Annotated in this window: 9 protein-coding genes; 1 reads left to right on the top strand and 8 read right to left on the bottom strand. The window is 67.5% G+C overall.

The genetic code is table 11. The annotated features are described in order from the left end of the window. The 4 genes from RIF23_RS20275 to topA all read right to left on the bottom strand — a co-directional run. Positions 1 to 227 (bottom strand): hypothetical protein (locus RIF23_RS20275; RefSeq protein ID WP_310914230.1); only part of this gene is annotated, 227 nt, incomplete at its 3' end. Between the two features lie 391 nt (positions 228 to 618). Then, positions 619 to 1,578 carry a prolipoprotein diacylglyceryl transferase gene (locus RIF23_RS20270; RefSeq protein ID WP_310914229.1) on the bottom strand — a complete coding sequence of 320 codons (960 nt, stop codon included), beginning with the start codon at positions 1,576 to 1,578 and terminating at the stop codon, positions 619 to 621. Between the two features lie 262 nt (positions 1,579 to 1,840). After that, a complete protein-coding gene (tmk, locus tag RIF23_RS20265) occupies positions 1,841 to 3,901 on the bottom strand; it encodes a dTMP kinase (RefSeq protein WP_310914228.1) in 2,061 nt (686 codons plus the stop codon). Positions 3,902 to 4,159: 258 nt separating this feature from the next. Further along, positions 4,160 to 7,036 (bottom strand): type I DNA topoisomerase, encoded by a 2,877-nt coding sequence (gene topA, locus RIF23_RS20260; RefSeq protein ID WP_310914227.1) that lies wholly within the window; start codon positions 7,034 to 7,036, stop codon positions 4,160 to 4,162. On the opposite strand from topA, the gene RIF23_RS20935 reads away from it, so the two are divergent. Then, a complete protein-coding gene (locus RIF23_RS20935; protein ID WP_456085747.1) occupies positions 7,030 to 7,449 on the top strand; it encodes a DUF5703 family protein in 420 nt (139 codons plus the stop codon). The two genes, topA and RIF23_RS20935, sit on opposite strands and share 7 nt — an antisense overlap. A 175-nt stretch (positions 7,450 to 7,624) precedes the next feature. Here RIF23_RS20935 and RIF23_RS20250 read toward each other — a convergent pair whose 3' ends face one another. The 4 genes from RIF23_RS20250 to RIF23_RS20235 all read right to left on the bottom strand — a co-directional run bounded on the left by RIF23_RS20250 (position 7,625) and on the right by RIF23_RS20235 (position 12,601). Next, positions 7,625 to 8,836: a hypothetical protein gene (locus tag RIF23_RS20250; RefSeq protein WP_310914225.1), complete on the bottom strand. Its 1,212-nt coding sequence runs from the start codon at positions 8,834 to 8,836 to the stop codon at positions 7,625 to 7,627. A 248-nt stretch (positions 8,837 to 9,084) separates the two neighbouring features. Then, positions 9,085 to 9,894 carry a chaplin gene (locus tag RIF23_RS20245; protein WP_310914224.1) on the bottom strand — a complete coding sequence of 270 codons (810 nt, stop codon included), beginning with the start codon at positions 9,892 to 9,894 and terminating at the stop codon, positions 9,085 to 9,087. A 221-nt stretch (positions 9,895 to 10,115) separates the two neighbouring features. Next, entirely contained in the window at positions 10,116 to 11,171 is a 1,056-nt protein-coding gene (locus tag RIF23_RS20240) for a hypothetical protein (protein WP_310914223.1), read from the bottom strand. Between the two features lie 191 nt (positions 11,172 to 11,362). Further along, positions 11,363 to 12,601, bottom strand: a complete 1,239-nt coding sequence (locus RIF23_RS20235) for a phospholipase D-like domain-containing protein (RefSeq protein ID WP_310914222.1) — start codon at positions 12,599 to 12,601, stop codon at positions 11,363 to 11,365. Between the last annotated feature and the right edge of the window lie 490 nt (positions 12,602 to 13,091).

Here is a 13,091-nt window from a genome sequence, read left to right as displayed (position 1 = left end):
GCGTCCTCGGGCACCGGCGGTGTCTCCCCCGCCGGGGTGGAAACGTCACCACCCACGGCGCCCGACACCGGTTCGGTGACCGCGTCCACGAGGCCGTCTGGGCCAGGGGCCGCGGGGGCGGTGTCCAGAACGTCGGCACTGGCGAAGGCCGAGCCGAAGCCCACGAAGGTGGCTGCGCCGACGGCGACGAAAACGGCCTTTGCGGAGGTGGAAACGGTACTACGCATTCGGGAAACCCCTCGTTGTCTTCGGTAAACGTACTGGTGTCGACGCCACATCGCTGTGATGTGGCCTGTGGGATCCACTCCCCGGAACCGAGCGAGAGTGCTGGTGGGGATCGCTCTGGGAACCGGTGAGCTCAGCCGAGAAATCTGGCGGATCTCGGGCTGGCGAACGCCGCGTGGCTCAGCCACGAGGCGCACGTCAACCCTCCGAGCAGGTTCGGCTGGTCAGCGCTACCGCGCGCTGGTCTCGGTTCGACGAGGGGCGAGGTGGGGTCGCGAGCGAGTACCGGTGGTCGGCAGGTTTCCGGGAGATCGATACCAGGATCGGTGCTGTCCCCGGGCCACCGACGGTGCTGCTACCACGGGCCGTCGTCGAGCCGGAACGGTTCCGGAGCTAGTCCGGGGAGAATCCCGGCGAGTCACCAAGGCCGCGAGGTCCGGCCACCTCAGGATCCGGCACCAGGCGCAGAAGCGCGCCTGTCGCTGGGGGGAGGCCCTGAACGGTGTGCTCCACCGCGGGCACGAGACTGCCGCCGGCCTGCGCGGTGGGGCCGTTCGACGCGGCGCCACCGTGCCGCTCGACCATACTGTGTCGCTCGACCGGAGAAGATGCTAGGCCCGGGGATCCGTGACTCGACTCCTGGGCAAGGGCCACGGCGTCGGCTGCCGCCGTGGTGACGAGGGAAGAAGTGTGCTCCCCTGGCGGAACCATACCGATACGACTCGATCCGCGAGGTTCAGAAGCGTCGCCGCCGACACCCCCGGGCGTTGTACTCTGCTCCGGTGCCACGTCCGCCTCTGGGTGGGGCTTGCGGGGCGCAGGCTCCACACCATCGGGGCTGTGGGCCGCCACCGCCCCCGGAAGCTGTGCCGGGTCCTGCGGCAGTACGCGGTCCAGCACATTCCCGGCTGCACCGCGAACCTCACCGGCAGTCTCGGCGGGATCCGGCAGTGTGTCCGACTCCTGGAGCCCCAGCGAATCCACGGGGCTCTCCGATGCCGGAAGCTCCGCGTCCTGTGTGCCAGACAGCCCAGACAGTGGGGTGGAGCCGTCCACGGTCGCGGACGAGGACAGAGTCTCGTCCGCGGTGTCCACGGCCGTGGTGACGGTGTCCTCGGAAACGTCGGTGAGCCCCGCCCCGGTCGAGGCGGTGCTGTCGGCCGTATCCTCGATCTCGTTGGTGGGTCCGGCTACCGCTTCTTCTGCCGCCTCGGCGGAGACCGCCACGGCGACCGCCCCGGATCCCTCGGACTGCGGGGCGCTGTCCTCCGCACTTGCGATCGAGGTTCCCGCCAGCCAGGCACAGCAGAGAAAGCCGGTCGTGGTGAGACTCCGCAGCAGGATGCCGCGCATGGCCGAAGCTTTCGTCGAACGACGCGCATCGCGCCGCCGGAAAGCTGCCCATGCCATTGCTGCTGTCCCTTCGCCGTGCACCACGGACCTATGGAAACCAAGAGAGACGAACGAATAACTCTCTGTCGTCGTCGCCGACACTAGCACCCCACTGGGGCGTGTGTGTGCCGTTTCGAAAAATCAATACCCACGGGTGGGATCCCCGTGCAAGTCGCACGCGTCCGGCCCCGCCGGGACCGAACAGGGGCCGGACGCGTGCGGACTACTCGCCGACGATGGGCATCGCTGAGGTGGGTGCTTCCGACTGGTCCGGCACCGGATCCGGCAACAGGGGCCGCAGCCGCTGCTGAATGGTGTGTGTAATGCTCTCCACGGGCTGTTGGGCATCCACCACCAGGTAACGGTCCGGCTCACGTTCCGCGAGGGCTTTGAAGCCCGCCCGAACGCGGGAGTGAAACTCGGCAGGCTCGTCCTCGACACGGTCGCCGGGCTCCCCCAGCCGGGCCGTGCCCTGCTCGTGCGGGATGTCCAGCAATACGGTCAGATGGGGGGTGAGTCCTCCCGTCGCCCAGGTGTTCACCGAGGTGATCTCCTGCTCGGAGAGCTCCCGGCCAGCCCCCTGGTAGGCAAGACTCGAGTCCACATACCGGTCACTGATGACGATGGCCCCGCGGGCCAGGGCGGGACGGATCACGGTCTCGACGTGTTCGGCACGGTCCGCAGCGTAGAGCAGCACCTCGCACCGGGGGCTCGCTCCGATATTCTCCCGGTCCAGCAGGAGGGAACGCAGGCGCATCCCGAGTTTGGTGGCTCCGGGCTCGCGTGTGGTGACCACGTCGAACCCTTCCTCCCGAAGCCAGATGGCCAGCTGCCGCACCTGTGTGGACTTGCCGGCTCCCTCGCCACCTTCCAGCACGATGAAGGTCCCGGGCAGGTCCGCCTGGGTCCCCGCCTCGCCGCGGGTCTTGGTTCCGCGCAGTGCGGAGATGATCTCGCCCAGAACCGGCTCGCCGGGACGATCGTTCATCTGCCGGAACGTAATCACCGCAACGATCAGGGCAAGCAACCCACTGACGACGAGGACGGCGCTCGACCCGTACAGGTCGTAGCTCACCTCGCCCATGCTGAATCGTTGGTGTCCCACCGCAGCCGCAACCAGCGGAGCCAGGGCCACCGCACCCAACAGCACCACGCGTGCCGAGGCGTGCAGGAACGCGAACGTGCGTCCGCGTACCTCGTCCTCCACTTCCTGACCGAGCAGGGTGAGACCGATGATCCAGGCGATTCCGGCTCCGGCGCCCACAACGAGAGCCAGCAGCGCGGCAAGAACCATTTCGGGCACCAGCCCGATGATGATCATCGCCACCCCGGACACTCCGATCCCGACCCCGAACATGCGGCGGCGGCTGACGTTGTGCAGCAGCCGAGGACCGAGGAACATCCCGGCAGCCATACCGGTGAACACGGCGCCGAACAACAGGCCAAACCCGGCGTTACCCGCTTCGAGAGTGTCCACGAAGGGGCGTGCCACTCCGACGACCGCTCCGCCCGCGGCGAATGCGCCCAGCATTCCCAGGAGCAACCCCCGCACGAGCCGGGTGCCGGCCGCATAGCGCCAGCCCTCCCAGATGACCCGCCACATGTTCTGTTGGGGCGGGATGTTGTGCGAGTTCTTGGGGATCGACAGGCTGAAGATCACCGCACCGGCGATCAGGAACGTCACACCGTTGATGTACAGCGCCACGTCTGCGGTGTCCGGGTTCAGGCCCGGAACCGCCCCGGCAACCACCGTGCTCGCCGCGGCGAGCACGGTGAACAGTCCGGCGGCCACCGGGGCTGAACCGTAGGTGGTCAGCAGGCTGAGCTGGTTGGCCTGTTCGAGTTTCCGTTTGGGCACCAGGTTGGGCACCGTGGCGTCCTTGGCGGGCGTCCAGAACAGGGCGATGCACTCCGCCAGGAAGTTCGCGATGAGCAGCCAGTCCAGCCTGCCCACGAGGGGGATCGAGATGTAGAGGGCTGCCCGGAGCAGGTCTCCGGCCACCAGAATGACTTTGCGGTCTACACGGTCCGCCAGCCATCCAGCGATCGGGCCGAAGAGCAGGTATGGGGCGAGCTTCAGAATGACCACACCGCTGACCGCGAAGTACTGCACGATCGCGGGGTGGCCCTGCGTATAGATGGTCGCCAGGGACATCAGCGCGAGCAAGCTGAGCCAGTCACCAAGGCTGGACAGGGACAGCGAGATCCACAGGCGACGGAACGACTTGATCTGCAAGACGTTCGTGACGTCTACGGGCGCTCCAAGGGGGCCGTGTCTGCTCATTGCGTCAGAGTATCGGTGGTTTGTGGCGGATTTGTCGGACCGAGGCGCGTCGCGTCGTCGTGTCGCCAACGCCCCAGCGCTGTTCCAGACTATCCCGGGACCGTGCCCTGCCACGCCGCGCGTACTCGGGCACAGCGGCCCTGCGGCCACGCACCCATCTCCGCGACAGCCCCGGTGGACTCCGCTGGCCCCCTCGGGGACGCCTACACCACTCGCTTGGTCTGCGGGGTCACGTGGCTGTGTCCCGGGTCCCGGCCCTTACTCTGGGTGCGAATCTGGGTCCGACTCGCCACCCGTAGTCGTACGCGCGGCCGTGGTCTTCTTCTTGCTGCCGGTGCTCTTGCCGGCGGTGCTCTTGCCGGCGGTGCTCTTGCCGGCGGTGCTCTTGCCGGCGGTGCTCTTGCTCGCCTGCTTCGATCCGCTCTTCTTGGCCGGGGCCTTCGCTCTACGGTCGGCCATGAGCTCCGATGCACGTTCGAGGGTGATGCTTTCAACCTCGTCCCCCTTGCGCAGCGAGGCGTTGGTCTCCCCATCGGTGACGTACGGGCCGAAGCGACCGTCCTTGATGACCAGTTCCTTTCCGGTCTCGAGGTCCGAGCCGAGTTCCCGCAACGGGGGGGCCGTCGCGCCGCCGCGCCGCCCTCGCTGTTTGGGCTTGGCGAACAGCTCGCGGGCCTCCTCCAACGTGACGGTGAAGATCTGCTCTTCGGTTTCCAGGGACCTACTGTCCGTTCCCTTGCGCAGGTAGGGGCCGAAACGGCCGTTCTGCGCGGTCACCTGTTCGCCGTCCAGCTCGCCGACGACCCGCGGCAGCGAGAGCAGGCTGAGGGCCTCCTCAAGGGTGATCGTCTCCAGGGACATCGAGCGCAGCAGGGAGGCAGTGCGCGGCTTGGGCGCTTTGGACTTGCTCTTCGTCGACTTGCCCTTGGTGGTCCCGGAGTCCGCGCCGGCTATGGTTTCCGCGTTCGCGGTCGGATCCTCGATGATCTCGGTGACGTAGGGGCCGAACCTGCCGCTCCTGGCGACGATTGTCCGTCCGGTCTCCGGATCCTGTCCCAGTTCCCGGTCCCCGGACGGGCGGGCGAACAGCTCTTCGGCGAGCTCGGCGGTGAGCTCATCGGGGGCCAGATCCTCGGGAACGTTAACGCGCTGACCGTCCCGTTCCAGGTAGGGGCCGTACCGTCCCACGCGAAGGACAATGTCCGAGTCGGGGACCGGCAGGGAGCTGATCTCTCTGGGGTCGATTTCGGCCAGCTGGTCACCAACCAGCTCCCGCAGCCCGGTCTGCTCCTCGTCGCCGAAGTAGAACCGACGTAGCCAGGGCACGCGCTCGGCCTCGCCACGGGCGATCTCGTCGAGGAGTTCCTCCATGCGGGCGGTGAAGTCATAGTCGATCAGGTTGCCGAAGTGGCGTTCCATGAGCTGCACAACCGCGAAGGCCAGGAACGCGGGGACCAGGGCGGAGCCCTTCTTGAAGACGTAGCCGCGGTCCAGGATCGTGGCGATGATCGAAGCGTAGGTGGACGGGCGTCCGATCTCCCGTTCTTCCAGCTCCTTCACCAGGCTGGCCTCGGTGTAGCGGGCGGGCGGGCGGGTGCTGTGGGCCTCCGCCTCCAGCTCCGTCACCGTCAACGGATCGTCCTCGGCCAATGGCGGAAGCTGTCGTTCGCGGTCATCCAGTTCGGCCTCCGGGTCGTCCGACCCCTCGACGTAGGCCTTGAGGAAACCGTGGAAACTGATCACCTTCCCGGTCGCGGTGAACTCCACCTGCTCCCGCGCCGTGGAGGTCCCCGCGATCCGCACGGTCACCGACTCGCCCACCGCGTCCTTCATCTGTGAGGCGACGGTGCGTTTCCAGATCAGTTCGTAGAGCCGGAACTCGGCTCCGGTGAGGCCCGTCTCCGCGGGGGTCCGGAAGGAGTCTCCGGCTGGACGGATCGCCTCGTGTGCCTCCTGGGCGTTCTTGACCTTGCTGGAGTACACCCGCGCCTTGGGTGGAACATAGTTCTGTCCATACAGCTCGATCGCCTGGCCGCGGGCCGCGTTCAGTGCGCTCTCGGACAGCGTGATGCTGTCGGTTCGCATGTAGGTGATGAAACCGTTCTCGTAGAGCCGCTGGGCCACCTGCATCGTCTGCTTCGCGGAGAAGCCGAGCTTACGGGCGGCCTCCTGCTGGAGGGTGGTGGTACGGAACGGTGCGTAGGGAGCCCGCTTATAGGGTTTGCGCTCCACGGAACTCACCGCGAACTCCGTGCCGTCCAGCCGTTCGGCAAGGCTACGCGCGGCGGACTCGTCCAGGTGTACGACCCCGGAGGCCGCCCGTAGCTCTCCGGTAGAGCTGAAGTCCCGCCCCTGGGCGACGCGGGCTCCGTCCACCGAGGCCAGAGTTGCCGTGACCACTCCGGGTGTTTCTGCCGTGCCCGCTGTAGTGGAGAAAACACCCTTGAGGTCCCAGTACTCGGCGGACCGGAACGCCATTCGTTCACGTTCCCGCTCCACGACCAGTCGCGTCGCGACCGACTGGACGCGGCCAGCCGAGAGCTTGGGCATGACCTTCTTCCACAGCACGGGGGAAACCTCGTACCCGTACAGGCGATCCAGGATGCGGCGGGTTTCCTGCGCGTCGACCAGTCGGGCGTTCAACTCCCTGGTGTTGGCGGCCGCCTGCTGGATCGCCTCCCGTGTGATCTCGTTGAAGACCATGCGCTTCACGGGGACACGAGGCTTGAGTTCCTCGTTGAGGTGCCAGGCGATCGCCTCGCCCTCCCGGTCCTCGTCCGTGGCCAGATACAACTCGTCGGCCTCGGCCAAGAGCTCCTTGAGCTTCTTCACCTGCGCCTTCTTGTCGCTGTTGACCACGTAGAGCGGCGAGAAGTCCGCCTCCACGTTCACGCCGAGGCGTGCCCAGGGCTCGGACTTGTACTTGGCGGGAATCTCAGCGGCCTTGTCCGGCAGGTCGCGGATGTGCCCGATGCTGGACTCGACGACGAATCCTCGGCCAAGGTAGCCGGCGATCGTCTTCGCCTTGGCGGGCGACTCCACGATGACGAGACGGTTCGCCTCCGCGGAATCGATGGCCTCGGTGGCCTGGTCCGACGAGCCGCCCTTGCGGGCGCTGCCCTTCTGGGATGGCACGCTGTTCCCCTACGTCTAGCCGTACTGCGCTGTCGCGGCGATCTACTCCTATGGACCGTGGGTCCCTCATTCCAGCAACCGACGGTAGCCGACATATGGTCCGTGACACCGCTCACGGGGCCCGGTATCCCAACGGATTCTGGGCGGTCCGCGTGGGCCACACCGCGCGGGAGCCCCTGTGGAGGGGACCTGGCGCGGACGGTATCGGCAGTCGCAGAATAGGGCCAATGCTGGAGTACGAGTATCACGAACTCCGCCTTCCGCGGGGAACAACGCGGTCGGAAGCCAGACAGGTCCTCGCCGACCGCGCCGAGTATGGGCACTGGGAGCTCGCCAGAATTCGGCTGTTCCCCGACGGAAGCCGCCGGGTTGTGCTGCGAAGACGCATCCTCCGCCGGCCTCGCTGGATGTGAGATCAGCCATAATCGGGCGGACGCTGCGCTGGGGCACGTTACGGCGATCCGGCGACCACCGGCCCCCGGACGCGCGGCATGCGTCCGGGGGCCGGTTGATCAGTTCAGTACTGTGTCCCGCCGCGCCCACGCTGTGGGGCGCGGGGCCCACAGTCGCGCGGCGCCGGGGCGCGGATCACTCGATGTCGAGCAGCTCCGTGGCGCCGTCCTCCACGTCGGCCAGGACGTCGTCGCCGACACCGTCAACCGGGCCCTGGAGGTCAGTGTCGATCTCCAGCGGGGCGTCCTGCGCGACCGTGCTCTGCTGCTCGGTCTCCTCCTGGGAGTTGTGCACCACAGCGTCACTCTCGGTGGTCTCGGCGCTGCTCACCGCACCGAGCGCGGAACCGGCGTTACCCGAAACGTTCACTGGCACGTTGGCGTCCACGACCCCCTGGTTTCCGGAGCCGACCGAGCCGTCCCCGGAGGTGGTCACGTCGCGGTCGCCGTCCCGGTGGACCTCGGCGTTGCTGTCGGTGGACTCGGCATCGGCGACGGCCAGACCGCCGGCGATCGCGTTGCCGGTGGCGTTGATCGGGGCGTTGCCTTCGGCAACAACCTGGTTGCCGCTCGCCACCGAGCCGTCCCCGGAGGTGGTCACGTCACCGCGCTGGTGCTCGACCTCGTCTTCGCTGCTCTGCTGCTCGACGATCGCGTCGCTGTCTGTGGTCTCGGCGCTGCTCACCGCACCCAGGATGGCGCCCGCGTTGCCGCTGACGTTCACGGGGATGTTCAGCTCGCCCACGGCCTGGTTTCCGCTCAGCACCGAGCCATCCCCGGAGGTGACGATGTCGCCCCCGTCACCGTTGGCGTCGTTGCCGTTGTCGTTGTCGCCGTTGCCGTCGTTGCCGTTGTCGTTGTCGTTGTTGTCGTGGTCATAGCCGGGGTAGCCGGGGTAGTCGTCGTCGCCGTTGTCGCCGTTGGCGTCGTCGTCGTTGGCGTCCTGCTGGGTGACGATCGCGTCGCTGTCCGTGGTCTCGGCGTTCGCGACAGCCAGCACGCCCGATACTGCGTTTCCACTGACGTTGATCGGGGCGTTGGCCTCACCCACGATCTGGTTTCCGGAGCCGACCGAGCCGTCCCCGGAGGTGGTCACGTCCCGGCTGTCGCCCCGCTCCACAATGGCGTTGCTGTTCGTGGACTCGGCGTTGCTCACTGCGCCGAGCGCCGCGACGGAGTTGCCGGTGACGTTGATTGGGGCGTTGCCTTCGGCAACCACCTGGTTTCCGCTCAGCACCGAGCCGTCCCCCGAGGTCTCGACGTCGGCGTAGGAGACCCCCGCTCCGAGTGCGATGAAGCCCGCGGTGAGCATGATGGTCTTCGCCGTGGTCGTGATCCGCTGGTGCATCGTTGACCTGTCCTTTTCGGTATCGGTGTGTTCTCTAACGTGCCGCCGGGCTGCGGTGGGAGCACCTGGCGGGACTCCCCCTGGTGTGGGACCAGGCCGCGTCTCCGGCTGTTGTGTCGCGTGGTTGCCGGGTCGGCCCCATGCGCGCTCAGCTCCGTCCTGGCGAGACGGAGGCTGGCGTGGGCCTCGCGTCGGTGACGGCGCGGGGCCCGCGTCAGCCTCCGGTCCGGGGACCGGAGGGCCGCCGTTCAGGCGGTGGGGCGACGGCCGAGCAGCCGGGCTGCGATCCCGGTTCCGATTGCCGCAATCGCCCCCATCACCAGCGGAAGCAGCTGAGCTCCGGTGACGGGGAGGTGGTCCGCGGCAGCCTCCGGGGCCGGGCGCTCCTCGTCGGGCTTGTCGCCGTTCTTGTCCTTGCCGTTGTCGTCCTTGCCGTTGTCGTCCTTGCCGTTGTCGTCCTTGCCGTTCTTGTCCTCGCCGTTGTCGTCGTCGCCGTTGTCGTCGTCGCCGTTGTCGTCCTTGCCGTTCTCCTCCTCGCCGTTGTCGTCCTTGCCGTTCTCCTCCTCGCCGTTCTCGTCCTTGCCGTTCTCGTCCTTGCCGTTCTCCTCCTCGCCGTTGTCGTCCTTGCCGTTGTCGTCCTTGCCGTTGTCGTCCTTGCCGTTCTCGTCCTTGCCGTTCTCGTCCTTGCCGTTCTCGTCCTTGCCGTTCTCCTCCTCGCCGTTCTCGTCCTTGCCGTTCTCGTCCTTGCCGTTCTCGTCCTTGCCGTTCTCGTCCTTGCCGTTCTCGTCGTCGTCCTTGTAGTCCTTGTCCTCGTCCTTGCCGTTGTGCTCGGTGGGTGGGTACTCGGGCTCCGGCTCGGACACCTCGGCATCACTGTCGGTGCAGCTGCCGGTGGCCACACCGCCCACGGCGACGGCGTTGCCGCACACGTTCACCGGGGCGTTGACCTCGGCGACTACCTGGTTTCCGCTGAGCACCGCACCGTCGCCGCTGGTCTCCACATCAGCGAAGGCCGAGGGAGCTCCCGCGAACACCGCGACGGTGACTCCGGCGGCCACAACGGCGCTCCGGCTGGTCGATCGAAATGCAGAAATAGCCACAGTCATCAGTTCCGTTTCCGAGTTTTGGACAGTTGGTTGGTGCAGAGAGAGTGCGCCGAAACTTGCACGGGATGTCCGTACGCGCGGCGCGTGGACGAGGAAGGCCGCGCGGAACTCGGAATGCGGGCTCGTGGCCGACCGGATCCGCCTATCGCGACATACCTCGCGCGCGGAAGTCCTCAGTCAGGGGAGTAGGAAGGGTCCTCGGTCGCGCCGGGCACAACAACTGTGGGCGCGTCCGGGACGGCGATGCGCTCAATCACGAGGCGCAGCGACTCGATCTGTGGCGTCAGATCCGCGGCGACCGCCGAGGCCACCGTCGAGGCCGACGCCGAGCTGGTCACTCCAGCGGTGGCTTCGCTCGTTGTTGCCGGAAGGCCGGGGGCTGGCGCGGCCGTGTCGCCAGCCGTGGTGGACACCGAATCCTGGGCCAGCTGGATACCGTCGCCCTGTGTTCCGGCGTCCTCATGCGCGGGGGCCGGCCGTTCCCCGGCCGCGTTCGCGCGTGCGTCCGGGTGGGTTCCCGCGGTCTTCGTGTCGACCGCGGTGTTCTCGTCCTGTTCCCCGGAATCACTGGGGGCGTCCGCGGAAACAGCGTCTCCCTGGTCCCGCCCGCGCTGCGCACTCTCCGGGTCCGCGTCCGGCTGGAGTGTCTCCGAGGAGCCGTCCAACAGCTCCTGGCCACCCAATTCGGGCGAACGTCCGGTGAGCGCCTGTGCGGAGTCGTGAGCCGCGCCGTCCAGCGCCGCCCCTGCCTCGGCGAGGGACTCCTGGGCACGGTCGCCGATGTCCTCGGGGTCCGCGAGAGTCCCGGAGACCTCATCCAGCTCCGGCAGTGACGTGCGGGTCGTGTCGATCACGGTGTCAGAGAGCCGGTCCGTGGTGGAGCGGGCCTCGGCCCCCACGGCGCGGACCACGCTCGGGTCCTGGGCATCGGTGTCGGCGGGAGCCTCCTGCGCCTCCGGCACAGGTTCAGTGTCGACCTCGTCCTCAGCGCCGGAGGACTGTGCGTCGTCTCCGCTGTCCGCGCCGGTCGCGCCTCCCGATGCGGAGATGTCCACAACAGATGAGACCGAGGGATCCACCGGGAGCTCCTCCGCGGCCGCCGCGGCCGCGCCGCCACACAGCCAGGCGGCTGCACCGAGCCCCGCCACGGCAAGCAGCCGGCGCAGGGCAGGCTGACGCAGAACCCGCCACTGGAAGCCCGTGGGCTTCCCCGGGTTCGCGAGCACCATTCCTGCCCCCTCGTGGCTCGGCCGTCTCACCGCCACCGACTGAAAGCGTTCAGTCATCTTCCTTGGACTAAGAGTAACCGTACCAGTTTCGGTCCACTCAGGTGCAAGCTGTTCGGACCAATAATTGAGCGTGTCGAGCGCGGGCAATCATCACGACGGGTCATTACGCGTGTGCCGTTGGGAGGCCCCGGTCAGAGCAGAGGGCGGAGGGGACGCACCAGCGCCTCACCCAATCGGGCGATCAGGGAGCGCTGCTCCCACTCCGCGAGCGAGACCGGTCGTGCGTTCGTCGTGTCGCTGGCGAACACGCGCTCCAGGTGCGCGGCAACCTTCTCGTCGAAGATCTCCAGGTTGATCTCGTAGTTCCCGGTCAGGCTGAGCCGGTCTACATTGGCCGTGCCCACGGTGCTCCACCGCCCGTCGATGGTCGCGGTCTTGGCGTGGATCATCGCGTCGCGAAACAACCAGATCGATACACCGCCCCGCAGCAGCTGGGTGTAGAGCCCGCGGGACAACCAGTCGGGAATAACGTGATTGGACGACTCGGGAACCAGGATCCGCACGTTCACACCCCGCTGCGCGGCCGCGATCAGGGCGTCCCGAAACTCCCGGTCGGGAACGAAGTAGGCCTGCGTGATGAGCACATGATCCTTGGCCCGATCGATCGCTTCCAGGTACATGGCCCGAATGGGATAGATCAGCTGCTCGGGCACATTGCGGTAGGCGCGGATGTCGGGGGCCCACGGCGCCGCCCCCTCAGCTGCGATCCGTGGCTGGTTGGGGCTGCGATGCATGTTCCAGAAGTCAGCGAAGGCATTCTCCAGCTCCCAGACCGAGGGGCCCACCAGCCGGAGATGGGTGTCGCGCCACTTGGTGGCGTACAGGGATCCGATGTTGTACCCGCCGACAAAGCCGGTGTGCCCATCCACCGTGAGGATTTTGCGATGGTCCCGCCCCGATTTGCGAATGTTCAACAACAACGCACCCGGGCGCAGGGCCGGATAGCGCAGAACCCGCACCGACGGGGGAAACCAGAAGAACGACGGCGGAACCACGAGGTTGGCGAACCCGTCGTAGATCACATAGACATCGACTCCGCGCTCCGCGGCTGCCACGAGCTCCTGCTTGAACTGGCGCCCCACCTCGTCACCCTTGACAATGAACGACTCGAACAGGACGCGACGTCGGGCCGTCCGGATCGCCGACAGCATGTCTCGGTAGAGGTCATCGCCGTAGGTGTATACCGTCACGTCGGTGTCCCCCGCGGACAGTTCCGTGGGGGGTGTTCGTGGAAAGTGGCCACGCTGCGGGCGGATGCGCTTGCGCCAGCTCTCGAGCCCAACCAGCCCGGCTAGTGCCACCAGCTGGGTGATAACCAGGCCGACCAGGATTCGCTTCACCACTCGCCACAGCCTGATCCGTCGCGGCATCGCGTTGTCTCCAGTCCGGCAACCTGTGTGTGCGAGTACCTACCCAACCCCCACGGCAGTCTATGGACCGACCTAACCCGTATGTCCGGGTTTCCCGGTGCGTCGGATACCTCGATATCCGTCCGAGATGGGGCACTCGACACTACGGCGCAGCCTACGCCGGAACGGCCCCGCGCGGCTGGCGACGCACCGATCGACGGCGGGTGACGCCTCGCGACCAGACACGGCCCGCCCGGCGAAACGCGGGGACTGCGGCACGCGGCGAGAGTGAGCCGTGCGCAGGCGTGGGGGCCGGGCTCCGATCACGGTTCCACTGCGCCCCTCGGGGGGAACACCGCGCGCCCGTTCCCCACTCCCCCGCCTCCCCAATACCCCCATCGGCCGTTCCAGGCCCCATCGGCCTCTGCTCACCCCCATACGCTGGAGGCCACCCCGAGATGCCGCTACGCCCTCAATCTCGCCCCGATGATGCAGCGCCCCGACATCGGAC

Source organism: Lipingzhangella rawalii (assembly GCF_031628175.1).
GTDB classification, from domain to species: Bacteria; Actinomycetota; Actinomycetes; order Streptosporangiales; family Streptosporangiaceae; genus Lipingzhangella_A; species Lipingzhangella_A rawalii.
Note: the sequence above shows the minus strand (reverse complement) of the source record. Positions and strands in the feature narration are given on the sequence as shown.